At 65.8% G+C, this 25,611-nt stretch carries 21 protein-coding genes; 14 read left to right on the forward strand and 7 right to left on the reverse strand.

The window, feature by feature from the left end:
* Window positions 1-176: 176 nt before the first annotated feature.
* Complete coding sequence (locus HUT07_RS02425; RefSeq protein ID WP_254898797.1) at window positions 177-1,235, reverse strand: lipid A deacylase LpxR family protein; 1,059 nt, start codon at window positions 1,233-1,235, stop codon at window positions 177-179.
* A 273-nt stretch (window positions 1,236-1,508) separates the two neighbouring features.
* Between HUT07_RS02425 and HUT07_RS02430 the strand changes: the two genes are divergently transcribed.
* From HUT07_RS02430 to gnd, 7 genes are all read left to right on the forward strand, one after another.
* Window positions 1,509-1,787, forward strand: a complete 279-nt coding sequence (locus tag HUT07_RS02430; RefSeq protein WP_032975372.1) for a YbeD family protein — start codon at window positions 1,509-1,511, stop codon at window positions 1,785-1,787.
* Between the two features lie 20 nt (window positions 1,788-1,807).
* On the forward strand, window positions 1,808-2,488 hold the full coding sequence (lipB, locus tag HUT07_RS02435) for a lipoyl(octanoyl) transferase LipB (protein WP_254898914.1): 681 nt from the start codon (window positions 1,808-1,810) through the stop codon (window positions 2,486-2,488).
* 17 nt (window positions 2,489-2,505) lie between these two features.
* Window positions 2,506-3,516, forward strand: coding sequence for a lipoyl synthase (lipA, locus tag HUT07_RS02440; RefSeq protein WP_176019578.1), 1,011 nt, complete (start codon window positions 2,506-2,508; stop codon window positions 3,514-3,516).
* A 292-nt stretch (window positions 3,517-3,808) separates the two neighbouring features.
* On the forward strand, window positions 3,809-5,986 hold the full coding sequence (locus HUT07_RS02445; RefSeq protein WP_176019579.1) for a carboxy terminal-processing peptidase: 2,178 nt from the start codon (window positions 3,809-3,811) through the stop codon (window positions 5,984-5,986).
* Between the two features lie 177 nt (window positions 5,987-6,163).
* Entirely contained in the window at window positions 6,164-6,781 is a 618-nt protein-coding gene (locus tag HUT07_RS02450) for a DUF2242 domain-containing protein (RefSeq protein WP_176019580.1), read from the forward strand.
* 17 nt (window positions 6,782-6,798) lie between these two features.
* Window positions 6,799-8,037 (forward strand): hypothetical protein, encoded by a 1,239-nt coding sequence (locus tag HUT07_RS02455; RefSeq protein ID WP_176019581.1) that lies wholly within the window; start codon window positions 6,799-6,801, stop codon window positions 8,035-8,037.
* A 10-nt stretch (window positions 8,038-8,047) separates the two neighbouring features.
* The gene (gnd, locus tag HUT07_RS02460; RefSeq protein ID WP_176019582.1) at window positions 8,048-8,953 is read left to right on the forward strand and encodes a phosphogluconate dehydrogenase (NAD(+)-dependent, decarboxylating); all 906 of its coding nucleotides are present in this window, start codon (window positions 8,048-8,050) and stop codon (window positions 8,951-8,953) included.
* 394 nt (window positions 8,954-9,347) lie between these two features.
* On the opposite strand, the gene HUT07_RS02465 is transcribed toward gnd, so the two are convergent.
* Window positions 9,348-10,391 (reverse strand): oxidoreductase, encoded by a 1,044-nt coding sequence (locus tag HUT07_RS02465; RefSeq protein ID WP_176019583.1) that lies wholly within the window; start codon window positions 10,389-10,391, stop codon window positions 9,348-9,350.
* A gap of 188 nt (window positions 10,392-10,579) precedes the next feature.
* On the opposite strand from HUT07_RS02465, the gene HUT07_RS02470 reads away from it, so the two are divergent.
* From HUT07_RS02470 to HUT07_RS02485, 4 genes are all read left to right on the forward strand, one after another.
* A complete protein-coding gene (locus HUT07_RS02470; RefSeq protein ID WP_099820920.1) occupies window positions 10,580-10,966 on the forward strand; it encodes a BON domain-containing protein in 387 nt (128 codons plus the stop codon).
* A 199-nt stretch (window positions 10,967-11,165) separates the two neighbouring features.
* Window positions 11,166-12,983, forward strand: a complete 1,818-nt coding sequence (locus tag HUT07_RS02475) for an ATP-binding protein (protein WP_176019584.1) — start codon at window positions 11,166-11,168, stop codon at window positions 12,981-12,983.
* A complete protein-coding gene (locus HUT07_RS02480) occupies window positions 12,980-13,420 on the forward strand; it encodes a response regulator (protein WP_176019585.1) in 441 nt (146 codons plus the stop codon). The genes HUT07_RS02475 and HUT07_RS02480 overlap by 4 nt, the downstream gene beginning before the upstream one ends.
* Window positions 13,421-13,424: 4 nt before the next feature.
* A complete protein-coding gene (locus HUT07_RS02485) occupies window positions 13,425-14,936 on the forward strand; it encodes a hybrid sensor histidine kinase/response regulator (protein ID WP_176019586.1) in 1,512 nt (503 codons plus the stop codon).
* A gap of 75 nt (window positions 14,937-15,011) precedes the next feature.
* On the opposite strand, the gene HUT07_RS02490 is transcribed toward HUT07_RS02485, so the two are convergent.
* Complete coding sequence (locus tag HUT07_RS02490) at window positions 15,012-15,755, reverse strand: 20S proteasome subunit A/B (protein ID WP_176019587.1); 744 nt, start codon at window positions 15,753-15,755, stop codon at window positions 15,012-15,014.
* 93 nt (window positions 15,756-15,848) lie between these two features.
* On the opposite strand from HUT07_RS02490, the gene folK reads away from it, so the two are divergent.
* Window positions 15,849-16,349 carry a 2-amino-4-hydroxy-6-hydroxymethyldihydropteridine diphosphokinase gene (folK, locus tag HUT07_RS02495; protein WP_176019588.1) on the forward strand — a complete coding sequence of 167 codons (501 nt, stop codon included), beginning with the start codon at window positions 15,849-15,851 and terminating at the stop codon, window positions 16,347-16,349.
* A gap of 111 nt (window positions 16,350-16,460) precedes the next feature.
* On the opposite strand, the gene HUT07_RS02500 is transcribed toward folK, so the two are convergent.
* A complete protein-coding gene (locus tag HUT07_RS02500) occupies window positions 16,461-17,198 on the reverse strand; it encodes a pteridine reductase (RefSeq protein WP_176019589.1) in 738 nt (245 codons plus the stop codon).
* 59 nt (window positions 17,199-17,257) lie between these two features.
* Between HUT07_RS02500 and HUT07_RS02505 the strand changes: the two genes are divergently transcribed.
* Window positions 17,258-18,442 carry an SAM-dependent methyltransferase gene (locus HUT07_RS02505; protein ID WP_176019590.1) on the forward strand — a complete coding sequence of 395 codons (1,185 nt, stop codon included), beginning with the start codon at window positions 17,258-17,260 and terminating at the stop codon, window positions 18,440-18,442.
* The gene (locus HUT07_RS02510) at window positions 18,439-18,831 is read left to right on the forward strand and encodes a VanZ family protein (protein ID WP_176019591.1); all 393 of its coding nucleotides are present in this window, start codon (window positions 18,439-18,441) and stop codon (window positions 18,829-18,831) included. Before HUT07_RS02505 ends, HUT07_RS02510 begins: the two co-directional genes overlap by 4 nt.
* A gap of 144 nt (window positions 18,832-18,975) precedes the next feature.
* Here HUT07_RS02510 and HUT07_RS02515 read toward each other — a convergent pair whose 3' ends face one another.
* The 3 genes from HUT07_RS02515 to HUT07_RS02525 all read right to left on the reverse strand — a co-directional run bounded on the left by HUT07_RS02515 (window position 18,976) and on the right by HUT07_RS02525 (window position 25,266).
* On the reverse strand, window positions 18,976-21,330 hold the full coding sequence (locus HUT07_RS02515) for a family 20 glycosylhydrolase (RefSeq protein ID WP_176019592.1): 2,355 nt from the start codon (window positions 21,328-21,330) through the stop codon (window positions 18,976-18,978).
* A 112-nt stretch (window positions 21,331-21,442) separates the two neighbouring features.
* Entirely contained in the window at window positions 21,443-24,106 is a 2,664-nt protein-coding gene (locus tag HUT07_RS02520; RefSeq protein ID WP_176019593.1) for a TonB-dependent receptor, read from the reverse strand.
* 143 nt (window positions 24,107-24,249) lie between these two features.
* Window positions 24,250-25,266: a glucokinase family protein gene (locus HUT07_RS02525; RefSeq protein ID WP_176019594.1), complete on the reverse strand. Its 1,017-nt coding sequence runs from the start codon at window positions 25,264-25,266 to the stop codon at window positions 24,250-24,252.
* Between the last annotated feature and the right edge of the window lie 345 nt (window positions 25,267-25,611).

The following is a 25,611-nucleotide window of genomic DNA, read 5'->3' on the forward strand; positions in this document are numbered from 1 at the left end:
TTTCGGGAGCCGGTTCGGCATGAATCCGTCCGAATGCCGATCGCTCATGATGCTGCCTGGATGCGGGTAGTGCCGGCCGCTGGCCGGCTCCTCATGAACCCATCCGGATATGCCCGGAGCCGGCCAGCGGCCGGCACTACCACCAGCCCGGCCGGATATGCCTGCAGCCCGATTGCTTACAGCGAGCGACTGATGGTGAAGCTGCCGAACACCGGCGACTGGCGCTGGCCATCGAATTCGCGGGTGCTGTGGTAGCGCGCCATCGCGAACTTCCAGCGGCCGCGCATTACCGCAATGCCATAGCCACCTTGGGCAACCACATGACGCTTGTCCACGCTGTGGCTGTTGCGGAACGTGTTGCCGTCCAGGGTGATATCACGGATCACCCACGCCGCATCGGTGGTGGCGAACAGATGCCACGACCAGCCGGACGGCTTGCCACCCCGGGTTGGCGCGGTGTTCTCGCCGGCCGGGCGCAGCGGGGTGCTGCCGAAATCGTCCGGCAGCTTCCAGCCGAAGCGCACTTCGCCGCCGAGGTTTGCCTTGGTTTCCAGGTTGCCGATCGCACCGCCATAGTGGCTGATCGCGTCCCAGCCCCAGCCGTCGGCGTTGATGCTGGCATCGCCCGGCCAGCGGCGCATGCGCTCGTGGGTCAGCATGAACACCGGTTCGTTGTGCAGCTGGTTGTCCCAGCCCTTGAACTTCTCATCGCCCAGCACGCTGTGCACGGCGTCCTGCACCTGCTTGCCCTGCGCCCACGGCCCGACCACACCCAGCGACAGCTGCGTGGTCTGCAGGCGATCGCCACTGCGCGCGTTGAAGCCGAAGCTGACCAGCAGCACGCCGGCATACGGCCGGTCATCCTCGATCAGGTCGCTGCGGGTCGGGTCGGTGGGGGTGAAGATGCCCTGGGCCAGGCTGAAGATCATGTTCTGCTGTTCGAACTTGCCCGGATGCAGTGCTTCCAGGTGGCTGTTCACCCAGCGCGCCAGTCGCGGCAGGCAGGGGTCATCGGTGTAGTCCACCAGATTGGGCGAGACCAGGGTCAGCTGGGCGCCATTGGTATACCCCTGGTCCTGGTGGCGGCCGCCGAACAGGTCGTTGTCGACGCGGAAGTTGACCTGCGGCGGGTGCTCGCGCATCGCGTCAGGACCGCACTGATCGGCGGCGTAGGCGGAAAGGGGGAGGGCAGCGGCCAACAGACTGGACAGGCCAAACGTTGCGAAAGGACGCATGGATGGGATGATCATCGGGAAGGGGAGTTTTGTTCGTCGTTTTATGCAACGACACGTTACTCCGACCGAAGTGACGGAACGAGCACGGCCAGAGCACGTGTCTGTTCCGAAAATGACAATGACCCGTGAATGCAATCGGCCGCTGCATCGGCCGCTGCATCGGCGGGTTTTTCCTGAATGGCGGTTCAGCTGCAACGCAGTGGCGCGTATCCGGCGCTATCGAGCCAACTGAATACTCTTGGGTTTGGTGCCTTCCGGCCCGATAATGGGCCCATGGAAATCAAGTCCGACAACCCCGAACACGGCTTCCAGTTCCCCGGTCAGTTCGAGCTCAGCGCGATGGGCCCGGCCAACCGCGGTCTGGAGCATGAACTCCCCCGCCTGCTGCTGGCTGCTGGCGTCGACGTGGTGAACGAGCGCATCAGCTGGAAGCATTCGTCCAACGGCAAGTACGTCTCGGTACGCCTGGTCTTCCGGGCCGAGAACCGCGAACAGTACGACGTGGCCCATCAGGCCCTGCGCGACCACCCGGAAGTGAAGTGGACGGTGTAGCCGTCAGCTGCCCTGCCGAAGTGGCCGCCCCCGAGGCGCGTCCGCCGCGCCCGGCGGTGGTCCGTGACCTGGGCCGCCAGGCCTACGAACCGGTCTGGCACGCCATGCAGCGTTTCACCGACCAGCGCGACGACGACACGCTCGACGAGCTGTGGGTGGTCGAGCACGAGCCGGTGTTCACCCTAGGCCAGGCTGGCAAGGTCGAGCACGTGCTGGCGCCGGGCGAGATCCCGGTGGTCCACGTCGATCGCGGTGGCCAGGTGACCTACCACGGCCCCGGCCAGATCGTGATCTACCCGCTGCTGCGCCTGCCGCGGCTGGGTATCGGCGTGCGCGACTACGTGTGCCGCATTGAACAGGCCATCATCGACACGCTGGCCGAGTGGAACATCGGTGCCGAACGGCTCGACGGCGCCCCGGGCGTCTATGTCGGTGGCGCCAAGATCGCCGCGCTCGGCATCCGCGTGCGCCGCGGCTGCACCTTCCACGGCCTGGCCTTCAACGTGGCCATGGACCTTGACCCTTTCCACCGCATCAACCCCTGTGGTTACGAGGGGTTGCAGGTGACCACGGTGCTAGACTTGGGCGGTCCGTCCGGGATGGACGCCGTCAAGCCGGTGCTGCTGGACCACCTGGCCCGCCAGTTCGGCCTGCTGCTGCAGCCCGTGCCTGAACTGCCTGATCTCTCTGCGGCCGCCTGACCGCCCCCGGAAACGCCATGACTGAAACCACTGCCCGCACCATTCCCCTGCAGATCGTGCAGGCCGAGCTTCCGTCCACCGCGCCGTTGCAGGCCGGGGTCAAGCAGATGGGTGGGGACAAGATCAACCGTTCGCCGGTGCAGTTCGCCGACGTGCCGGTGCTGCGCAAGCCCTCCTGGATCCGCGTGCGCATTCCTTCGGGCAATGCCGTGCAGAACCTGAAAGCCAAGCTGCGCGAGAACCGTCTGGTGACCGTGTGCGAAGAGGCCAGTTGCCCGAACATCCACGAGTGCTTCGGTCACGGCACCGCCACCTTCATGATCCTGGGCGAGGTCTGCACCCGCCGCTGCTCGTTCTGCGACGTGGCACACGGCCGACCGAAGCCGCCCGATGCCAACGAGCCGGCCAGCCTGGGCCAGACCGTGGCCGACATGGGCCTGAAGTACGTGGTGGTGACCAGCGTCGACCGCGATGACCTGCGCGACGGCGGTGCACAGCACTTCGTCGACTGCATCACCGCCATCCGCGAGAAGTCGCCGGGCACCCGCATCGAAGTGCTGACCCCGGACTTCCGCGGCAAGGGCCGCATGGAGCGCGCGCTGGAGATCCTGGCGCAGAACCCGCCGGACGTGTTCAACCACAACATCGAAACCGTACCGGACCTGTATCGCAACGTGCGCCCGGGTGCCGATTACCAGTGGTCGTTGAACCTGCTGAAGAACTTCAAGGCGCAGCACCCGGAGGTGCCGACCAAGTCGGGCATCATGCTGGGCCTGGGCGAAGACTTCGAACAGATCAAGGCCACCATGCGCGACCTGCGCGCGCACAACGTGGACATGATCACCATCGGCCAGTACCTGCAGCCGACCGCACACCACCATCCGGTGCTGAAGTACTGGACGCCGGAAGACTACAAGGCGCTGGAAGTCTACGGTTACGAGCTGGGCTTCAGCCACGTGGCCTCCGGCCCGATGGTGCGCTCGTCGTACCACGCTGACGTGCAGGCCAAGGGCGCAGGGGTTTCCTGACACCCTGCCGGTGGGTGGGAGCTGCTTCTCCTGTGGGTGCGGACCGTTGGTCCGCACACCTCAGGCTCGCCGGGCATGGCCCGGCGCTACCGATGGGTGTCACCACTACCATGGTGGGTGCGGACCGTTGGTCCGCACGCCTTCGCCTGCATTCACAATTTGCTACACCGGTCCGGCTAGGCTGGTTTTCCACCGAACGTGGGCGGGTGACAAACCCGGCAACTTTCGGCACTGTCGCGGTGTCTGAACACCCTGCAGTCTCCCCCTTGGCAAGGCGCCTTCGAGCACGTCAATGAAATTCAAAGCCCCCGCATTCCTGATGGCCCTGGCGCTGGTCGCGCCGCTGGCGCTGGCGGCCAAGGCCGACTCGCCGGCATTGCCGGCTGCCGCCACTGCAGACCAGGTGACCACCTCCAAGCTGGTGTACGGCCTTTTGTCCGACAGCCGCTACGCCTACCGTCCGCGTGCGCTCGATGAAGCGACCTCCAAGGATGTGTTCAAGCGTTACCTGGAGACGCTGGACGGCGGCAAGCAGTATTTCACCCAGGCCGACATCACCCGCTTCGCACCGTTCCAGGCCGGCATTGCCAATGCCATTCGCGGCGGTGAACTGGAGCCGGCCTTCCAGGTGTTCGCGGTCTACAAGCAGCGCGTCGGCGAGCGTGTGGCTTATGCGCGCAAGCTGCTGAAGCAGGAACCGGACTTCACCACCGATGAGCGCTTCGAGTACGACCGCAAGGACGTGCCGTGGGCGGCGTCCAATGCCGAACTCGACGAGCTGTGGCGCAAGTCGGTCAAGAACGACTGGCTGCGCCTGAAGCTGGCCGGCAAGAAGTCCGATGACATCCGCAAGACGCTGGACAAGCGTTATGCAACCCTGGAAAAGTCGGTCAACGAGCTGAAGGGTGAAGACACCTTCCAGTTCTTCATGAACGCCTACACCAGCGCGGTTGATCCGCACACCGACTACTTCACGCCGCGTACCGCCGAGAACTTCAACCAGGCGATGTCGCTGTCGCTGGAAGGTATCGGCGCGCAGCTGCAGCGCCAGGACGATGTGGTGGTGATCCGCGAGATCATCGCCGGTGGTCCGGCTGCCGTGGACGGCACGCTGAAGCCGGGCGACCGCATCGTCGGTGTGGGCCAGGGCAAGTCCGGGCTGGTGGAAGATGTGATCGGCTGGCGCATCGACGATGTGGTGGCCAAGATCCGTGGCGCCAAGGACACCCAGGTCAAGCTGGAATTCATTCCGGCCGAAGCGGGCGTCGACGGCAAGCACCACACCCTGGTGTTGACCCGTCAGAAGGTGCGCCTGGCCGAACAGGCTGCCAAGGGCGAGACCATGACCATCCCGGCCGCCAATGGCGAGCCGGCACGCAAGGTTGGCGTGATCAAGCTGCCGACCTTCTACCAGGACTTCGAAGGTCGTCGTCGCAACGCTGCCGACTACGCGTCGGCTACCCGCGACGTGGCCAAGCTGCTGGCCGGTTTCAAGACCGACAAGCTGGACGGTGTGGTGCTGGACCTGCGCAACAACGGTGGCGGTTCGCTGGATGAAGCCATCGAGCTGACCGGTCTGTTCATCGAGCAGGGCCCGGTGGTGCAGGTGCGCGAGTCCGGTGGCCGTGTCACCGTCAACAGCGACCGCAACCAGGGTGTGGCATGGGACGGTCCGCTGGCAGTGCTGATCAACCGAGGTTCGGCGTCGGCATCGGAAATCTTTGCCGGTGCCATCCAGGACTACGGCCGCGGCCTGGTCATCGGTGAAACCAGCTTCGGCAAGGGCACCGTGCAGAACATCGTCGACCTGGACCGTTGGCCGAGCGGCGAAACCCAGCGCTTTGGCCAGGTGAAGCTGACCATCGCCCAGTTCTTCCGCATCAGCGGCAGCAGCACCCAGCACAAGGGCGTGGTGCCCGACCTGGCGTTCCCGGCCAGCGTCGATGCCACCGAGTTCGGCGAAAGCACCTACGACAACGCGCTGCCGTGGACCCGCATCGCCGCGGTGCCGCACACCCAGTACGGCAACTTCGCGCCGCTGCTGCCGAAGCTGGAAACGCGCCATGACTCGCGCATCGCCACCGACAAGGAATTCCAGTGGTGGAACGAGGACGTGGAGCAGTTCCGTACCGAAGCGGCGAAGAAGTACGTCTCGCTGAATGAAGCGACCCGTCGTGCCGAGCGCGAGCGTCAGGACACCCAGCGCAAGCAGCGCCAGATCGTGCGCAAGGAGCTGGGCCTGGCCCTGGACCCGCTGGCCGATGACAGCAGCGATGACGGCCTGACCGGCAACGAGCGGGACATCGTCAAGGATGCCGCCCGCGAGAAGGCCGCCGAGAAGCGCCCGGACCCGTTGCTGCGTGAATCAGCTTCGATCCTGGCCGACGCGGTGAACCTGCTGGAGGCCGACCGTCCGCTGTCGGCACAGGTGCTGCCGCAGTCCACCGCCGCAGGCCGTTGGGCTGACTGATTGACTGGAAAAAGGGGACGGAAGGGATCAAGTCGTTTGTGGCACTAACGACTTGATCCCCTCCGTCCCCTTTTTGCATGAACCGGGAACAACGGTGGGGGAGGGGCCAAGCAGTATCGACCCGGCGCACACGGGCAGGGGGCTACCCTCGGGGCTACCGTCTTTGCAGGAGTACCCATGCGGGCCTCCCTTCTTTCTGCTTCCCTGCTGGCCGTAACCGGCGCATTCGCCCTGACCGCCTGTGGCGGTCGTGCCGCCGACAGCACCGTGCTGCGCGAATCTTTCGATTCGGGTGACACGTTCTCGCGCACCGTCGACGGGCGTCCGGCCGAAGCCTGCGAGGCGGCACGACGCACGCTGCTCAGCCAGGGCTATGCCATTGCGCGGTCGGATGACGCACAGGTGGAAGGCAACAAGAATTTCCAGCCGCGCGAGGATGACCACGAACAACTGGTGCTGCGTATCTCGTGCGCACCACGTGGCAGCCAGGCGCTGGTGTTCGTCAGCGCCGTGCAGGACCGCTATGCGCTGAAGAAGAGCCCGACCTCGGCCAGTGTCGGCGTGGGCGCGCTGGGCTCGGTATCGCTGCCGTTCGGCAGCAATGACGATTCGCTGGTGAAAGTGGCCAGCAGCACGATCACCGATGCCGAGTTCTATCGGCGCTTCTTCCAGCGCCTGCAGCAGTACCTGCCAGCGGCAGCGAAGCCAAAACCGCAACCGCAACCGGCCGCGTCGCCGCAGCCCCCTGCCGGACCTGAGCCAGAACCCGCGCCGGCAGCAACGGACCAGGGCTGAACGTGCGCGGCAGCGGGATGGCATGGGCCCTGCTGCTGGGCTGGCCGCTGAGCGCGCTGGCCGGTTCGGTCGAATGCACCCAGGGCCTGCTGCAGCGGCTGGGGTGGCGCTTCGAAACCGCAGCGATCAGCGCACCGCAGGTGCAGGGCGGGCCGGTCTGTACGCGAGCCTCGCTGGCCGAGGCGCAGGCCGCCGGTGATCTGCGCGTGCGTTGGCCGGACACGATGGCTGACGCTGATCGGCAGGCCCTGTTGCAGCAGCTGCTGGACGACCCGGCCACGTTCTGCGCTTACGCCTTCGAACTGGGCGCGGCCGTGCAACGTGCCACACAGGCACTGCAGGGCAATGAAACCTTCCGCTTCACCGGTGTGCAGCTGGGCTGGATCGGCTTTGGCGCTCGCGGAGCCCCGGCACAGGGCTGGCAGCGGGTGCGCAGCTTCGGTCGCGGCTATGTACCGGCTGCCAGCAACAGCCGCGCGCTGGATGCGTTCTACACCGGCCGCGTGCGCGCCGAGTGCGGTGTCGGCCGTCAGGTCGCACAGTTGGCCACGCAGCGCGAGCTGTACGGCGATGCCGCCTTCGATGCGGAATTCGCGCCGGGCGAACTGTCCATCGGCACCTTCCTTGGTCTGCACGACACCGACAGCATCCTGCTGGGCGCGCAGGCCGGCCAGTTCCTGGCCGACGGCAAGGCGGTGCGCACGTCGGCGATGGGGCGGCAGGCATTTGCAGGGCTGCCGGGTTTCATCGAACACGTATTCGACAAAGGCACGCTGGACGATCTCAGCAACCAGGCGGAGAACTTCGTCGTGGTGGAAGTTGGCGAGGGGGCCGCGCAGGCCTTGGCAGAGCACGGCGGCCTGGCCTGGTACGACCAGCGCAATCGTGCCCTGTGGCAGTTGGCACAAGGCATTCCGCGCGTCGGCCAGCGCTATTTCGAGCGATTGCTGTACGAGCGCAATCCGGCCCTGCGCGCGCAGTTGGCCCCGCGCTATCGTGACGTCGTGCAGCAGATGGACCAGCTGCTGGACGATGCGTTCTACCAGCAGTTCGTGATCTACGTGCACCCACGCGGTATACGTCCTGTCGGCTATCACATCATCCGCCTGCTCGACCGGAATCCGCGAACGCCGTTTTCCATCGACCTGGCGTTGCACAATCTGCATACCACGCTCTACCGGCGTTGGCGCGAGGCGCAGTTGCGCCACTGCGCAGCCACCGGCAGGCCAGGCAGCCTGACCCTAGACCCCAACTGAAGGTGAAACAATGGATATTGCAATGATCGGCCTCGGCCGCATGGGCGCCAACATGGCCCAGCGCCTGCACCGCGGCGGCCACCGTGTGGTCGGCTACGACCCGGGCGAGGGCGCCCGCCAGCGCGCCGCCGAGGCCGGCCTGGAGGTGGTGGATTCGCTGGCCGCCGCAGTGGCCGCGCTGCCGGTGCCGCGCGTGGTGTGGCTGATGGTGCCGGCCGGCGAGACCGTGGACCAGACGCTGGGCCAGTTGACCCCGCACCTGGCCGAAGGAGACGTCGTCATCGACGGTGGCAACTCCAACTACCAGGACTCGATCCGTCGCGCCAAGGCGCTGGCAGAAGACGATCTGGGCTACGTGGACTGTGGCACCAGCGGCGGCGTGTGGGGCCTGCAGGAAGGCTACAGCCTCATGGTGGGTGGCGATGCCGCGGTAGTCGAACAGATCGCACCGCTGCTGCGCACGCTGGCACCGGCCGAAGATCGTGGCTGGGCACGCGTCGGCCCGTCCGGCGCGGGCCACTTCACCAAGATGGTGCACAACGGCATCGAGTACGGAATGATGCAGGCCTACGCCGAAGGCTTCGCGCTGATGGAGCGCAAGCAGGAAATGGAACTCGATCTGGCGCAGGTGGCCGAAGTCTGGCGCCACGGCAGCGTGGTGCGTTCGTGGCTGCTGGACCTCAGCACCGAAGCACTCAAGCGTAATCCCTCGCTGGATGGCATCGCGCCGTACGTGGAGGATTCCGGCGAAGGTCGCTGGACCGTCGCCGAAGCCATCGCGCTGGACGTACCCGCCCCAGTGATCACCCTGTCGCTGCTCGAACGCCTGCGTTCGCGCGAATCGAACTCGTTCACCGACCGCCTGCTGTCAGCGATGCGCAACGAATTCGGCGGCCACGCCATCAAGAAATCGTAAGCACCGGCGCGGGGTCGGATCCCTTTCCGCAGGAAAGGGCTCTGACCCCGCAATTGCGTGAGCGAAGCCAGTTGTGCATGGCTCGACTCTACAAAAGCCTTCTTTGATCGTTTCGACGTCATCCACGCATGGCGTGGATCTACTGTGTCGACCAAGGTGGACACCCACCAAGAGCACGCCATGCCATTCCGACAGATCGCAGGAATCTGTCGAAGGCGGGGTGGGTCCGGTTGTGGGGGTGTCCGCGGCATGGATGCCGCGGCCAAGCCCCCAGGGATGGGTTCACGGCGTCCCCCGCAACCGGACCCACCCCGCCATCCCTCAGCAGCCCAGCTTTTGACGTTGACGTTGACGTTGACGTTGATTCGGCGGGTGCAGGGCGCAGCCCTGCCGATCACCCCACCCGCACCCGCCGCCCTTCGCGCGCGCTGTCCATCCCCGCCTGCAACAACCGCATCACCTGCAGCGCCTGCTGCGCGCTGACCGTCGGCTCGCCCTCGCCGTGCATTGCTGCCGCGAAATCGGCATACAGGCGTCGGTAGTCACCGGGCAGGTTGTCCACCGTGCTGCGTTGGACATTGTCCTCCGCATCGCAGTGCAGTAGTTCGCCATGACGCGGATCGATACCCCAACCCGGCGCGCCTGGCGCAACGCCGCGACGCAACTGCGCTTCCTGCACGTCCAGGCCATGTTTGATCCAGCTGGCCTGCGTGCCATGCACGGCGAAACGGGGTGCAGGCGCAGCAACCAGTGAACCGGCGTGGAGGATCGCGCGATGGCGCGGGTAATGCAGCACCGCATGGAAATAGTCGATGCCAGCGCCGCCTTCGCGCTGCACGGCAAGGTCGGCATCGATGGCCTGCGGACAGCCGAACAGCACCAGCATCTGGTCCAGCAGGTGCGGTCCCAGGTCGTACCACAGGCCGCTGCCGGGTCCGTCCTGCTCGCGCCAGCGCTCGCGTACCTGCGGTCGGTAGCGGTCGAAGTGTGCGTGGCATTCGGCGATGTCGCCCAGCGTGCCGTCGGCAAGCAGGGCCTGCAGGGTCAGGAAGTCCGCATCGAAGCGTCGGTTCTGGAACACGGTGGCGATGCGTCCAGCGTCGCGCGCTGCAGCCAGCACCTGCTCGGCTTCGTCCACGTTCACTGCGAACGGTTTGTCCACCAGCACGTGCTTGCCAGCGGCCAGCGCGGCGATGGCCAACGGCGCGTGCTGTTCGTTCGGGGTGGCGATGACCACCGCATCCACTACGGGGTCATCGAAGACCTCCTGCGCGGTAGCGCGCACGTGGACGTCGCTGAACGTGCGCAGCAACGTATCGCGCTGCGAACTGACGACGCTGTGCAGGGCCAGCCCCGGCGTGTGCTGGATCAGCGGGGCATGGAAGACACGGCCGGCCAGGCCGTAGCCGATCAGGGCCAGTTGCAGCTCGGGGCGCATGGAAAGTCTCCGCGCAGAACGGGAATTACAGGGCAGGAACGTCAGGGTAAACGAGATGACGGTGTGCCCGGAAGCTGAACCATTTCCGCTGCAGACAGGCCCATTCACGTGAGCATGACCGCAGCGCCACGCCTGCACTACAACCACTTGGCGACACTGGGTGCACCAACCAGTAGGAGAACCACACGATGAGCACCACGACCCGCACGCTGTTGGCTTCCGCCCTCACCCTGGGCCTGGCGCTGTCCTCCTCGGCCGCATTCGCCCAGGACGCCGCAGCGAAGAGCCCGCCGAAAACCGATCATTCGGCGATGACCCATGCAGACCGCCACGATTCCAACGAGCCGGTCACCGACAGCTGGATCACCACCAAGGTCAAGGCCGATCTGCTTGCCAGCAGCAATGTGCCGGGTACCGAAGTGAAGGTGGAGACGGTCAATGGCGTGGTCAGCCTGAGCGGCACCGTTGCTACCAAGGCCGAGCATGACAAGGCCATCGCGACCGCCAAGGGCATCAAGGGCGTGACCCGCGTTGATGCCGCCGCGTTGAAGGTCAGTGCCGCCAAGAAGCGCTGATCGACGCCGCAGGTTGCCAGCAGGGGCGCTCCCACGGGGCGCCCCTGTTCTGTGCTGTGGGGGCTGCTCGATGCCAGCTGATGGGCGCCCCGCCGAGCGACCCATTACCCCAGAGATGTGACCGGCTGCGCTATATTGCCGGTTCCGCCGTGGCTGATCCTGCCCGGATCGCACTCCCCGGCTGAGCTGACGAGGAACTATGGCGCTGGTTTTCAGTGATGACATCTGGGATCGCTGGCGACTGCCTGCTCTGGCGCTGGCAGCGGCAGCCATCATCGTGGTCCCGTGGTTGACCCTGCGCAAACTGCAGCAGGACAACGAGCTGGCCATGGGCTGGGTGACCCATACCCAGCAGGTGACCGTAGCCCTGCAGCAGCTGCAGACCGATGTGCGCGACATCGAATCAGCTGCGTTGACGCTGTCCAAGGGCGTGGATGCGCCGGGCCTTCGCGAGCGCATGGCCAAAGCCAACGACATCCCCGAGCGCCTGGCCGAACTGGGCCGGATGACCCGCGACAATCCCGACCAGCTGATCCGCATCGGCCGTATCCAGTCGATGCTGGAAGGCCGAATGGGGGTTGCGCGTGAGTTGGCGAAGTCCGAGCCGAACAGTGACCAGCGCGAGCTGGTGCAGGACCTGAGCACGCGCTACCCGATCCGCGGCCTGGTGGAAGAGCTGCAGGCCAGCGAGGAAGCGCTGCTGGCCCAGCGTGCCGCCCAGGCGGAGCGACAGAAGCGGCAGACCAATTTCGTCTCGTGGAGCTCGCTGCTGGTACAGCTCGCACTGCTCGGTCTGGTGCTGTGGCTGCTGCAGCGACAGATTGGCCGCCGCCTGCAGGCTGAGCGGCAGTCGCAGCGGGCGGCTGCGCGCGCTGCGTCGGTGCTGCAGACCGTGCGCGAACCGATCGTGTTGCTGGATCGCGAGCTGCGCGTGCAGCTGCACAATCCCGCGTTCTCCGAGCTGTACGGGCTGCAGGACGAGCGCGCCGATGGCCTGCTGCTGGAGAACGTAGGCGAAGGCGCGTGGCGTGACCCAGTGGTTCGACAGCGTTTGGCCGACGTATTGCTGCGTGGCCGTGAGCTGTGGGATTTCGAACACGAACAGCGTGGTGCCGACGGCATGTCCCGTTACATGCTGCTCAACGCGCGACGCATGCCACTGCCTGACACCGACGATGAAGTGGTGCTGCTGACCGTCAGCGATGTGACCGTGCAGCGCGCGGTACAGACGCGCGTCGAAGAGTTGAACCGGCAGCTGGAAGGCAAGGTTGCCCAGGTGTCGGAGGTCAACCGTGAACTTGAAGCGTTCAGCTACTCGGTGTCGCACGATCTGCGCGCGCCGCTGCGCCATGTCGCCGGTTTCTCGGACAAGCTGTCGCGCCACCTGGGCGAAGCCGCCGACGAGAAGAGCCAGCACTACCTGGGGGTGATCTCTGGTTCGGCACGTCGCATGGCCACCTTGATCGATGACCTGCTGGTCTATTCACGCCTGGGCCGCGCAGCGATGCGCCAGCAGACCGTGGACATGCAGTCGCTGGTGGCCGATACGCGTGCGATGCTGGACGCGAACGTGCAGAGCGAAGCCGAGAGCAGCGGTCACGCCCATCAGCTGGAGTGGAGCATCGCGCCGCTGCCGATCGTGGTGGGCGACGAGAACATGCTGCGCCAGGTCTGGCTGAACCTGCTGGGCAATGCGGTGAAATATTCGGCCAACCGTGAACCGGCGAAGGTCCGCGTGGACTACCAGCAGCAGCCCGATGGCGGTCATCAGTTCACGGTCAGCGACAATGGTGCAGGCTTTGACATGGCCTACGCCGGCAAGTTGTTCGGCGTATTCCAGCGCCTGCACAAGGCCAGCGACTATCCCGGCACCGGTATCGGCCTGGCCAGCGTACGCAGGGTGCTGACCCGCCACGGCGGCCGTATCTGGGCCGAAGCCGCACCGGATGCCGGCGCCACCTTCCACTTCTATCTTCCCCCCGTGCTCGACGCGGACAAACAGGGCCCCATCGCATGACGACGCTGCGCACCATCCTCCTTGCCGAAGACAGCCCGGCCGACGCAGAAATGGCGATCGATGCGCTGCAGGAAGCGCGCCTGGCCAATCCCATCGTGCACGTCGAAGACGGCGTGGAAGTGATGGATTACCTGCTGCGCCGTGGCGCTTTCGCCGGCCGCGAAGAAGGCCTGCCGGCGGTGCTGCTGCTGGACATCAAGATGCCGCGCATGGATGGCCTGGAAGTGCTGCGGCAGATCCGCGAACACGATGAGCTGAAGCGGTTGCCGGTGGTGATCCTGTCTTCCTCGCGCGAGGAAAGCGATCTGGCCCGCAGCTGGGACATGGGCGTGAACGCGTACGTGGTCAAGCCGGTGGACGTGGACCAGTTCTTCGGCGCCGTGCAGACCCTTGGCAAGTTCTGGGCGCTGATCAACCAGGCTCCGGAGATCGAGTAGGCCCATGCCCCTGACCGGTCCCGCGCTCGGCGCATTGCGCATCCTGCTGGTGGAGGACTCACCCGAGGATGCCGAGCTGATGTCCGAACAGATGCTCGATGCAGGCCTTGAGGCCACGTTCGAGCGTGTCGAGAGTGCGGACGACCTGCGCCATGCGCTGGCGCGCTTCCAGCCGGACATCGTGCTGTCCGACCTGAGCATGCCTGGCTTCTCAGGCGATGACGCGCTGCGCATCGTGCGCGATGCGTTGCCGGAAGTCCCCTTCATCTTCGTCTCCGGCACCATGGGCGAAGAGAATGCGGTGGCGGCCCTGCAGAAGGGCGCCAACGATTACATCATCAAGCACCAGCCGGCACGCCTGCCGTCGGCCGTGGCGCGCGCGGTGCGTGAGGCACGCAGCGCCATCGAGCGCTCGCGGGTGGAAACCGAGCTGATGCGCGCGCAACGGCTGGAGAGCCTGTCGTTGCTGGCGGCGGGCCTCAGCCACGATCTGCGCAACATCCTGCAGCCGCTGCTGATCATGCCGGACCTGCTGAAGGCGCGCACCGACGATCCGCAACTGCACCACCTGGCCGACGTGATCGCCGAGTGCGGTCGCCGTGGCCACGAAATGGCCGAATCGATGCTGTCGTTCGTGCGCGGGTCGCGCAAGGCCAGTGAGCGTATCCGGATCGACGACCTGTTCCAGGCCGTGGCGCTGCTGTTGCGCAGCAACGTGCCCGATGGCGTCCGCCTGGACTTGGTGGTCGAGGATGAGGGCCTGGTGGTCGATGCCAACTACACCGAGCTGCAGCAGGTGTTGTTGAACCTGGCACTGAACGCAATCCAGGCGATGCCCAAGGGTGGCAACCTGAGCCTGACCGCCAACCACGGTGGCCAGCGCGACGGCGAGGACTGGCTGCGCATCGCGGTGGTCGATGAAGGCACCGGCATGGATGCGGACACGCTGTCGCATCTGTTCAATCCGTTCTTCACCACCAAGGCCGATGGCACCGGTTTGGGCCTGATTTCCTGCAAGCGCATCGTTGAAGGCGCCGGTGGCAGCATCCATGTCAACAGCCAGTTGGGGCAGGGCACCTGCTTCGAGCTGCGCCTGCCGATGCGGGGCAGCGCCGAGGGCGGTGAACCGATCGAACAACTGGTGGCGCTGGGCAGTGGCCAGTCGATCCTGGTGGTTGATGGTGAAGCTACCCGTCTGTCGCTGTTGGGCAATGCGCTGTCCAGCCAGGGGTACCAGCTGCAGCTGGCCTCCGATGGTCCGGCCGCGCTGCGTTGGATGCAGCAGGAGGCGATGCCGGCGCTGGTGATTGCCGATGCCGGCTCCAAGCTGTTGTCGGCCAGCCAGCTGCTGGATGAGATGGCTACGCTCGGCTATCGCGGCCCGGCGCTTGTGCTGGAAGATGCTGCCGGGGACATGCCGGCAGATGTGTTCCCCGCCGGCATCGAGGTGCACCTGCTGCGCAAGCCACTACAGATGCAGCAGGTATTCCGCGCAGTGGCCGACGCGCTGGGCTGACAGCCCGGTAGTGCTGGCCGCTGGCCGGCATCTGCGTGTGGTCGGATCATTGCGGTTGCCGGCCAGCGGCCGGCACTACGGCTGCCCGGGCTCCCACGGGAACCGTGGCAGGCTTTCCACCGCCTGTTCCAGCCGCCGCGACCAGTTCTGGTGGATGTCGGCGTACAGCGGTGAATCGGCGCCCAGCCGCAGCTGCTGGCTGATCCGCAGCTCGCCGGCGCGCAGCAGCGCCAGGTCAACCGGCAGGCCTACCGACAGGTTGGAGCGGATGGTCGAATCGAGCGAAACGATGGCCGTGCGTGCGGCATCTTCCAGGTGCGTGGACGGGGTCAGGATGCGGTCCAGGATCGGCTTGCCGTATTTGGATTCACCGATCTGCAGATAGGGCGTTTCCGGCGAGGCGGCGATGGCGTTGCCCAGCGGGTAGACCATGTACAGGCCGGGCTGCTCGCCGGCGATCTGTCCACCGAAGACCAGCGTCGCCTGGGTGTTCACCCCGTCATGGCCGTGCTCGGTGTGCTGGCTCTGCACCTGGCTGTCCACCAGCAGGGAGCCGACGTAGGCCGCAGCTTCGAACAGATGGGCCATGTCGCGCAGGTTCGGCGTGCGCCGCTCGTCCGCATCGCGCTTCAGCCGCGACACCAGCAGCTGGGTCGTGGCCAGATTGCCGGCGGCCATCACCACGTAGGCGGCCTGGCCGGGATATTCGAACACGTGCAGTTTGCGGTGCACGCGGACATCGTCCAGCGCAGCATTGGTGCGGGTGTCGGCGGCGAAGACCAGGCCCTCGTCCACCTCGATTCCAACGCAATAGGTCATGTCGGTGCCCTATCATATGCGTCCCGGATTGTAGGCAGGCCGTTGTGACGATGGCATGCCCGCGCTCCACCTGATTGCCGTCACCGGAACCGCATGACCACCGTGCTCCTGAGCCTGGGCAGCAACGTCCATCCCCGCCGCTACCTCCACGCTGCGGTGGCGGCCCTGCGCGAGCGCTTTGGGGCGCTGCAGGTGTCTGCCGCCTACCGCACTGCTGCCGTCGGTTTCGACGGTCCGGCTTTCCTCAACAATGGTGTTGCCATCGAGACCGACCTGCCGCTGCAGGAACTGGATGACTGGCTGCATGCGCTGGAAGATGCGCACGGTCGCGACCGCAGCGGTCCGCGTTTCTCCGACCGGACCCTGGACGTTGATGTGGTGTTCTATGGCGATCTGGTGGTGGAAGGCCCCGGCCATCTGCGCATTCCGCGCCCGGAACTGAAGCATGCCTTCGTGCTGAAACCGCTGGCTGATATCGCCCCGGGTTTCATCGATCCGGTCAGCGGTCTGGACCTGGCCACGCTGTGGCGTGCGCACAAGCAGTTTGGCGAAGTGTTCGAGACGGTCGAGCTGGACCCCGACGCGCTGGATTGACCCACGCGGCGTCCGGTACAGCCACCCATGGGGTGGCACTACTATTGTCAGTAGAGCCACCCCATGGGTGGCTGTGCATATCGGTAGTGCCGGCCGCTGGCCGGCAGCATTTCAACTGACCGTACGTCCACCATCCACCCGCAGGGTGTGGCCGGTAACGAAGCTGGCCTCGGCCACCAGCCAGTAGACCGCCTCGGCGATCTCCTCGACCGTGCCGATCCGCGCCAGCGGCGTGCGCGCCAGCAGCGCCTCGCGGGCGAAATCGTCCTTGCCCTGTTCCGGCCACAGGATCGCCCCCGGCGCCACCGCGTTCACCCGCACTTTCGGCGCCAGTTCCAGCGCCAGCGAGCGCGTGGCCATTTCCAGCGCGGCCTTGGCCATGGTGTAGGCGATGTGGTCGAGCATCGGGTCGGTGCCGTGCAGGTCGGTCAGGTTGACGATGCAGCCGTGCTGGCGGCGCAGGTACGGCGCAGCGGCCTGTGCCAGCAGCAGCGGTGCGCGCGCGTTGACCGCATACAGTTCGTCCATCGCCTCGGCGGTGACCTGGCCGAGCGGGGTCGCGAAGAAGTTGGAGGCGTTGTTGACCAGTGCATCCAGGCGGCCGAAATGGGTCACCGCCTGCTCGACCAGATCGGCCAGGGCGTCGGCGTCGCGCAGGTCGGCCTGCAACGCCAGCACGCTGCCGGGGCGCTCGTTGTCCAGGTTGAAGGCGGCCTGCTGCAGTTCGGCGCTGGAGGTATGGGCGTGCAGCACCACCGACCAGCCACAGGCGTGGAACTGGCGGGCGATGGCCGCGCCGATCCGGCGCGCACTGCCGGTGATCAGGGCCACGGGGGCGGTGTCACTCATCGAGGGTCCTCCAAGGCTCGGCTATCCTGTGCACCATTGTCACCGCATTCGAAGACGCCATGCAGCCTACCTTCCCCCTGCCCGAAGCCGATGCCCTGGCCCACAGCGACCAGCTGGCCGCCGCCCTGCGTGCCGAGATCCTCGCACAGGGCGGGGCGATGCCGTTCTCCCGCTTCATGGAGCTGTGCCTGTACACGCCGGGCTGGGGCTATTACAGCGCCGGTGCCAGCAAATTCGGCGGCAGCGGCGATTTCACCACCGCCCCCGAGCTGGGCAGCCTGTTCGCCGGCAGCGTGGCCAATGCGCTCGCTCCGGTGTTCGGCCAGCTTGATGCGCAGGCACGGATGCTGGAGCTGGGCGGCGGTACGGGTGCATTTGCCGAGGCGGTGCTGCTGCGCCTGGCCGAGCTGGATGCACTGCCGGCGCGCTACGCGATCCTTGAACCCAGCGCGGACCTGCGCCAGCGCCAGCAGGAGCGCCTGCAGCAGAACCTGCCGCCCGAGCTGGCCAGCAGGGTGGAATGGCTCGATCGCCCGTTCGAGGACGACTGGGACGGCGTGGTGTTCGCCAACGAAGTGATCGATGCACTGCCGACTCCGCGCTTCCTCATCAAGGACGGCGAGGTGTATGAAGAAACCGTCGAACTGGACGGGCAGGGCAACTTCATCCGGGGCGCGCAGCCGGCCGACGTCCTGCTCAACGGCGCGGTGCGCCATCTCGAACGCTATCTGGAAAAGCCCTTTGCCGATGGCTACCGCTCCGAGGTGCTGCCGCAGCTGCCGTACTGGGTGCAGGCAGTGGCCGGTGGCCTGCAGCGCGGTGTGATGCTGTTCGTGGATTACGGCTACAACCGCGGTGAGTTCTACCAGGAAGAACGCGATGACGGCACCGTGCGCGCGTTCTATCGCCACCATGTGCACAACGAGATCCATCGTTGGCCGGGCCTGCAGGACATCACCGCGTCGGTCGATTTCACTGCCATGGCCGAGGCCGGCCTGCACGGTGGTTTCGAACTGGCAGGCTACTGCAGCCAGGCCAGCTTCCTGCTCGGCAACGGCCTGGACCAGGTGCTGACCCTGGCCGAGGAGCGCACCGATGAAGTGGGCCGCGTCCAGCTGCGTGACCAGGTGAAGAAGCTGACCCTGCCAACGGAGATGGGCGAGCGTTTTCAGGCCATTGGCCTGCAGCGCGACGTCGATTTTGAACCGGCCTTCGAGCTGGGCGACCTGAGCTGGCGCTTGTGAGTGCAGCGTTGCCGGTGATCAAGCCGCTGCGGCGGCCACGCCTGTGGACCGCATTGTGGGTGTTGGCGGTGCTGACGGTGATCGTGGTCTGCCTGATTCCGCCACCTCCTATTCCGCTGCCGGAGAACAGCGACAAGGGTGAGCATTTCCTGGCCTACTTCATTCTGGCCGGCAGCGCGGTGCAGTTGTTCCGACGTGGCCGTCCGCTGTTGTGGGTGGGGGCTGGCCTGGTGCTGATGGGCGTTGGCATCGAGTTTGCGCAGGGTGCGTTGACCAGCAACCGCATGGCCGATCCGATGGATGCGGTGGCCAACACCATTGGCGTGTTGGCGGGGATGGCCACCGCATTGACCCCGCTGCGCGACATCCTGCTGCGCTGGCGGGGGTGAAGGCGTGCCAACCAAGGTTGGCACCTACCAGTAGATCCACGCCATGCGTGGATGAAGCCTTCCGGCGCCAACCAAGTTGGGCACCGGCCAGTAGATCCACGCCATGCGTGGATGAACCTCCCCGGCGCCAACCAAGGTTGGCAGTTACCGGAGCGTCACCTCGTCCAGCACCCACATTGTCGGGCGCGTGTCGCCGGTGAAGTTGATGCACAGGTCGCCGTTGCCAGCGGTGCCCTTCGGCAGCGCCGCGCGCAGGGTCACGAAGCCGTCGGCATCGGTCTGTGCCGGCAGCGGCACCTGCGCCAGAACCTTGCCCGTGCAATCACCGCGACGGACCAGCATTTCGCCATGTGCGCTCCGGGCCTTTTCGAAGCGGCGCTTCGGCTCGTCGTGTGCCAACTGGAAGTAGTACGGAATGCGGCCCGCGCGCACTTCAACGCTACCGATGCCATCCAGCTGTGCCTGCGGCCAACGCCAGCACGGCTGGAAGATGTCGACGGTGAACACCGCGCGCGCACCTTCGCGTGGACCATCGTCTTCCAGGCGCAGTACCAGGCCCTTCTCGCCCACACAGCTGCGCAGTTCTTCGCTGTGCCGTGACAGCAGCGACTGTGCGGTGTACGAGGCCGCCGTCGGCTTCGCGGCCAGCGGCTGGCCCTGATAGAACGCAGCCGCCTGCACCGTTGCCGGCAGCGTGGACGTCAGCGGCTGCTGGTACAGCGGCGACTGCGCGGTCACCGGCTGACCGTTGTTGCTGTAGCGCACTTCATAGCCCAGCGGATTGGCAAGCGACACGGTCACCGTGTTCGCCGCGCGGTCATCGGTATAGGCCACGCCCACTTCAAACGGCGTCTGCGCATACGCCAGGCCCCACGCTCGGTAGCGTTGCAGCTGCGAGGGCAGACGGGCCAGGAAGTCGCGGAAATCACGATGTTCCGGCGTGCTCCAGCCGGTCTCGGCCACGGCGGCCAAGCGCGGGAACAGGTTGTGCTGCAGACGTGCATACGTGCGCGTGTGCTCGGTGAACATGTTCGCCTGCAGGCCGAGGATGTGACCGCGCTTGTCCGCCGCCAGCTCGGCCGGCACCGGTTCGTAGTTGTAGAGCTTGGCCAGGTTCACCTGGGTCGGCCGGCCCGGCGGTTCATTGGGCGAGGCGGTCTGCAGGTAGTCCAGATACAGGTGGCTGACCGGCGACATCACCACATCGTGGCCCGCGCTGGCAGCGGCCAGCCCGCCTTCGGTACCGCGCCAGGACATCACCGTGGCCTGCGGCGGAAGGCCGCCTTCGAGGATCTCGTCCCAGCCGATCAGGCGCCGGTCGTGTTCTTCCAGGAAGATTTCCAGGCGCTTGATGATGTGGCTCTGCATGGCCATTTCATCCTTGATGCCCAGTTCGCGCATGCGCTGCTGCACCTGCTTCGAGGCTTCCCACTGGTCCTTCACTGCTTCGTCGCCGCCCACGTGCACGTACTTGGCCGGGAACAGGGCGATGACTTCTTCCAGCACGTTTTCCAGGAAGGTGACGGTGCCGTCCTCGACGTTGAACAGGTTCGGGAACACGCCCCATTCGCTCAACGGTTTCAGTGGCGTAGCGATCGTGCCCAGTTCCGGATACGCCGCGATGGCGGCAGTGGCGTGGCCGGGGACGTCGATTTCCGGAATGACCTGGATGTGCAGCGCGGCCGCGTAGGCGATGACTTCGCGGATCTGATCCTGCGTATAGAAGCCGCAGTACGGATGTTCCTTGCCGCTGACCGGATCGGTGCCACCGTCACCGGCTGGCAGGCGGCAGCTGCCGACCTCGGTCAGCTTCGGGTAGCGCTTGATCTCCATGCGCCAGCCCTGGTCGTCGGTCAGGTGCCAATGGAAGGTGTTGAGCTTGTGCGCGGCCATCGCATCGAGCACGCGCTTGATCTCGTCCAGGCTCTGGAAGTGCCGCGCCGAATCGAGCATGAAGCCACGCCAGCTGAAACGCGGCGCATCCTGGATCTGCACCGCCGGCAGCACACCGTTGCTGCCGCCGGTGGCGAGCTGGGCCAGGGTGGTGGCGCCGTAGAACAGGCCGGTTTCGTTGCCGGCCTGCACCAGCACGCCCTGCGTGGTGCTTTCCAGCGTGTAGCCCTCGCCACTGTCGCGGAAGGTCGGCACGATCTGGAAGCGGATGCTGCCGCCCTTGGCCGCCGTCTTGCCGTTGGCCACTGCCAACCTCGGTCCACCACTGCGCGCCAGCAGGTCGGCGAACTGGGCGGCGACACGCTGCGCGGCTTCGCCTTCGGCATGCAGCACGGTGCCCGCGCCAACGGTGATGCCCGCACCGTTGCCGCGCTGCACGTTGGCCGGTGCGGGAATCAACATCAAGCTGCCGGCGCGCAGCTGCGGGCCGGGGCCGGTATCGAGTGCCGGGGCATCGGCGGCCAGTGCCGGCAGCACGGGAAGGGCGGCCAGCAGGCTGCCCAGCAACAGAAGGCTGCGCATCCTGGCGCGGGTGGGCTTCGTCATCGGAACGACTCCTTGGATCGGGTGCGATGTTCGCTATACATGAAAAACGCCGGGCCCGGAATGACCCAGGCCCGGCGTGCGTGCACGACTCGGCGATGAAGCTGCCGCTGGATCAGTACTTGAAGCGGAAGTTCAGGTAGTACTGGCGACCGTTGCTGTAGAACGAGGTCGGAATGGCCGCGGTCTGGTAGTACTTGTAGGTCGGGTTGTTGAGGTTCAGGCCATCCAGGCTGATGCTCAGCCAGTCGGTGGCCTTGAAGCTCAGCGACGCCGACAGCGTGCCGAAGTCATCCTGGTAGTACGGGTTGGTGCCCGACAGGCTGATCAGGAACGAGGAACGGTGGGTGTAGCTCACCCGTGCACCGAAGCGCTCGTTCTCGAAGTAGGCACCCACGTTGTAGGTGTTCTTCGAGGTGCCCAGCAGGTTGTGGGAACCGTCGGACCAGGTGTGCGCGGTGCTGCCGTTGGCGTAGGTGTAGTTGGCATTGACGCCGAAGTACTCGCCGATCGGCTGTTCGTAGGCCACTTCCACGCCGGTGACCTTGCCGTCGGCATTGATCGGGGTGGAGATCTGGTAGGTCTCAAGCTGGTTGGTCAGTTCGCTGTACAGCTGGCGCGAGACCACGTCGAAGGCGATGTAGTCCTTCAGGTCCATGTGGTAAGCGCCGACCGACAGCAGGCCGCGCGGCATGAAGTACCACTCCAGGTTCGCATCCAGGTTGGTGGACAGGGTCGGCTTGAGGTTCGGGTTGCCGCCACCGCCGGTCCGGTTCAGGTCCGAACCGTACGACGATGCGCCCAGCGCCGAATAGTCCGGCAGGGTCTGGGTCTGCGAAGCGGCCACGCGCAGCACGAGGTTGTCGTCCAGGTCGAACTTGATGTTGGCGCTGGGCAGCACGCGGTTGCGCTTGTTCTGGAAGGCCACGCTCTCCCACATGCCGAACAGGCTGCTGACATCTGCATCGGCGGCCTTGCTTACGGCGTTGTAGGTGTTGATGTCCTGCTTGATGTTGACGTAGCGCAGGCCGATGTTGCCGCTCCACCAGTCACCGCGGAAGTTGGCCTGGACGTAACCGGCGAAGTTCTTCTCCTTCACCTGCCACTCGGCACCGTAGTTGTGGCGGCCGGTCGGGCCGTCGTTGCCGGCAAGCCAGGTGGAGTTGTTGGTCACCGCGTCCTTCAACGCACCCGGGGTGAAGTACCAGATGTTGCGCGGGAAGGTGCCGCCGATATCGCCAGCGAAACCGTTCGGATAGTTGGAGGTGGCACCGTTCTTCAGCGCACTCCAGATATCACCCGGCGTTGCACCTTCCGGCGACAGCGCTTCACGCTTGTGGTCGGCGAAACGCAGGCCGAAGTCGATCGAGCTCAGCACACCACCGTCATTGAAGTACTGGTTGAAGTCCAGCGTGGCCCACTTCTCCTTGTCTTCGGCGGTGACCTGCTGGTTGCCCCAGGTGCCGAAGCTGGTTACGCCGTTGGGCGAGAGGTCGCCGCCAACGTTCCAGTCGATCGGCGAGCCGCTGCCGTGCGTGGCCCAACTGGCGCCACCGCCGCTGCCCACGGTGACCTCGGCGATGTACTGGCGCGGGGTCTCGCCGGTGCCCTTGGTGCTGCCGGCCTGGAACTTGGCGGTCAGGCTGTCGCTGATCTGCCAGTCGGCGTCGAAGGTGACGTAGCTCGACTTGGCCGTCGACTCGCGGTAGATCATGTCGTACACCGCGTAGTTGGTGCCCGGCACGCCCGCGTAGGTGGCGTTGGTCAGCACGCCGTCCTTGACCACATAGCCTGGATTCGGCGCCTGCGACTTGGCGAAGCTGTTGCCGAACATCATGAAGTTGCGGTTGTAGTTGTTGGCTTCCAGCTTGGAGCTGAAACCATTCAGGCCCAGCGTAAGGGTGTCGGTCGGCTTGAACTGCAGCGAGACCAGGCCGCCCTTGCGCTCACGGGTCTGTTCGAACAGGGTCGAACCCAGCAGGCCGGGAACGTTCACGCCGATCAGGTCCGGATTGGTCTTGGCGACCGGATCGCCGGCGCCGATCTTGAAGAAGCCACCCGGAATTTCCTGCGCTTCACGGCGCAGTTCGCGCTTCTGGCTGAAGCCCTGCACCATCACGCCGAAGGTGCCTTCGTCGTTCTTGTAGTTGAACAGCGCCGAATACTGCGGGTCGTTCGATTTGGCCTGGTCCGAACGCACCATGCCGATCGAGCCTTCAGCGGTGAACTGCTTGGAGAACTCCAGCGGCTTGCGGGTGATGATGTTGACGGTACCGGTGGTGCCGCCGTCCTGCAGCTTGGCCTGCGAGGACTTGTTCACTTCCACCGAGCTGACCAGTTCCGACGGCAGCAGCGAGTAGCTGACGCTGCGACCGACGTTGTTGCCTTGGCTGAGCACGAACCAGTCAGCCGAACCGACGGTGTGGCCGTTGATCAGGGTCTGGGTGAGGCTGGGGCTGGTGCCGCGCAGGCTGACACGGTCGGCTTCGTCGAAGCCGCCTTCATCGGCGCTGGACGAGCTGATGTTGACGCCCGGCAGGCGCTGCAGGGTATCGGCTACGTTGTGCGCCGGCAGCTTGCCCACGTCTTCGGCGGTGACCACTTCCACGCGCGCATTGGCTTCGCGCTTGGTGTCCAGCGATTTCTCCATCGAACCGCGGATGCCGGTAACGGTGACGGTGTCCAGATCGGTGGCGGTCTGGGCGGCCTGCTGCGCGTGCGCACTGAAGGCGATGCAGCTGACGATGGCGGCCGAAAGCAGGGTCTTGCGGGTATTCATGATGTCTCTCCTCATCACTCGATTGGATGCCGGCGGCGATATGGGATTGCGGTTGCGATGACGTGCGCGGGGCGGCGGCGATGTCCCGGGCATTGGCGTGCCACGTACTGCGTGCTGCGATTGCGTTGAAGCCGTTTGCAGGTTCAGGCGTCGGCGTGGAGCAGGTACCAGCTGGCAGCGCCGATCACGCCCAACTGTCCGTGTTCGACCACCTTCACCGGGATGCGTGCCAGCGCCTCGCCCATCGGCCCCTTCTGCAGGTAGCGTTCGACGAAGGTGCTGGTACGCAGGTACTCGCGGATCTGCGGCAGGATTCCGCCGGCCAGGTAGACCCCGCCGTGGGCGCCATAGAACAGGGCCATGTCGCCGATGGTGCTGCCGAGCAGGCCGCAGAACACATCCAGCGCCTGCCGTGCCAGCGGATCGGTGCCAGCCATCGCTGCGGCGGTGACCGCATCGGGGCTGGCCAGCGCCGGTACCTGGTCCTGCAGCGCGCAGATCGCGCGGTACAGGTTCATCAGGCCGGGGCCGGAGATCGCATGTTCGATCGACACATGCGCGCGGTCGCGCTGCATGTGGCGGACGATCGCCATTTCCAGTTCGGTGCTGGCGGCCAGGGTGGGCTGCCCGGCTTCGGTGGCCAGGACCACCGGGCCGTTGGCCGTGGGAATCCACAATGCTGCACCCAGGCCGGTGCCGGGGCCGACCACCAGGGTCGGGCCGCGGGGGGCGCTGTCCGGGCCACACAGGTGCAGCACACCGCTGGCATCGACCTGCGCGGCGGCATAGGCCACGGCTTCGAAGTCATTGACGATGTGCACGTGCTGCAGGCCGACCTCGGCTTCCACCTGGCGGGCCGACAGCGGCCACGGCAGATTGGCGGTGATCACAGTGCCGTCTTCGCGGGCGAAGCCGGCCGTGGCCACTACGCATTGGCTGGGTCGCGCGCTGTCGCCGAGGAAGTCGGACAGGATCGCGCTCAGGCCGGCGTAATCGGCATTGCGGTACTTGCGGTACTCCAGCAGCTGCACCGGATGCGCATCGTCGCCACTGGCCTGGGCCCGGGCGACGCGCACATGGGTGCCGCCAACGTCGGCGGCCAGGAACGAGGGCGCGACACGGGACAGGACATGGGCCGGGGCGGGGTGGCTGGCGGTCACGCGGGCTCCTGCTGCAGGTGGGACCGGACCCGATACAGGCCCGGCGATTGGGCGGAGTCTGTAACCGCGTTGACAACGATGTCAACGAGTTCGTGACACTTTCGTTGCTGCGCCGCAGCGAATGCGACGTGCAGTAAACGTTTACATGGAGTGAGTGCGGTGTCGACGTCAGAACCTTTGCAGCACGGGGCTCTAGGGGTAAAGCGCATTCAGCACGGACGCCCGCAGCAGCCTCCCGCAGCGCAGCATGCGTGATCAGCGCGTGTGGAATGAAGTTGACAAACCGCCGCCGTCCATCGAAAGAATGTGACAACGTTGTTCCCAGCCACTCTCCGACGTCGCCTT

Origin of the sequence: Stenotrophomonas sp. NA06056, assembly GCF_013364355.1 — a bacterium.
In the GTDB taxonomy this organism is placed as follows: Bacteria; Pseudomonadota; Gammaproteobacteria; order Xanthomonadales; family Xanthomonadaceae; genus Stenotrophomonas.

Coding starts and splice junctions, on each gene's coding strand:
- HUT07_RS02425 (WP_254898797.1), bottom strand. CDS start 1,235: ATGCGTCCTTTCGCAACGTTTGGCCTGTCCAGTCTGTTGGCCGCTGCC.
- HUT07_RS02430 (WP_032975372.1), top strand. CDS start 1,509: ATGGAAATCAAGTCCGACAACCCCGAACACGGCTTCCAGTTCCCCGGT.
- lipA (WP_176019578.1), top strand. CDS start 2,506: ATGACTGAAACCACTGCCCGCACCATTCCCCTGCAGATCGTGCAGGCC.
- HUT07_RS02445 (WP_176019579.1), top strand. CDS start 3,809: ATGAAATTCAAAGCCCCCGCATTCCTGATGGCCCTGGCGCTGGTCGCG.
- HUT07_RS02450 (WP_176019580.1), top strand. CDS start 6,164: ATGCGGGCCTCCCTTCTTTCTGCTTCCCTGCTGGCCGTAACCGGCGCA.
- HUT07_RS02455 (WP_176019581.1), top strand. CDS start 6,799: ATGGCATGGGCCCTGCTGCTGGGCTGGCCGCTGAGCGCGCTGGCCGGT.
- gnd (WP_176019582.1), top strand. CDS start 8,048: ATGGATATTGCAATGATCGGCCTCGGCCGCATGGGCGCCAACATGGCC.
- HUT07_RS02465 (WP_176019583.1), bottom strand. CDS start 10,391: ATGCGCCCCGAGCTGCAACTGGCCCTGATCGGCTACGGCCTGGCCGGC.
- HUT07_RS02470 (WP_099820920.1), top strand. CDS start 10,580: ATGAGCACCACGACCCGCACGCTGTTGGCTTCCGCCCTCACCCTGGGC.
- HUT07_RS02475 (WP_176019584.1), top strand. CDS start 11,166: ATGGCGCTGGTTTTCAGTGATGACATCTGGGATCGCTGGCGACTGCCT.
- HUT07_RS02480 (WP_176019585.1), top strand. CDS start 12,980: ATGACGACGCTGCGCACCATCCTCCTTGCCGAAGACAGCCCGGCCGAC.
- HUT07_RS02485 (WP_176019586.1), top strand. CDS start 13,425: ATGCCCCTGACCGGTCCCGCGCTCGGCGCATTGCGCATCCTGCTGGTG.
- HUT07_RS02490 (WP_176019587.1), bottom strand. CDS start 15,755: ATGACCTATTGCGTTGGAATCGAGGTGGACGAGGGCCTGGTCTTCGCC.
- folK (WP_176019588.1), top strand. CDS start 15,849: ATGACCACCGTGCTCCTGAGCCTGGGCAGCAACGTCCATCCCCGCCGC.
- HUT07_RS02500 (WP_176019589.1), bottom strand. CDS start 17,198: ATGAGTGACACCGCCCCCGTGGCCCTGATCACCGGCAGTGCGCGCCGG.
- HUT07_RS02505 (WP_176019590.1), top strand. CDS start 17,258: ATGCAGCCTACCTTCCCCCTGCCCGAAGCCGATGCCCTGGCCCACAGC.
- HUT07_RS02515 (WP_176019592.1), bottom strand. CDS start 21,330: ATGACGAAGCCCACCCGCGCCAGGATGCGCAGCCTTCTGTTGCTGGGC.
- HUT07_RS02520 (WP_176019593.1), bottom strand. CDS start 24,106: ATGAATACCCGCAAGACCCTGCTTTCGGCCGCCATCGTCAGCTGCATC.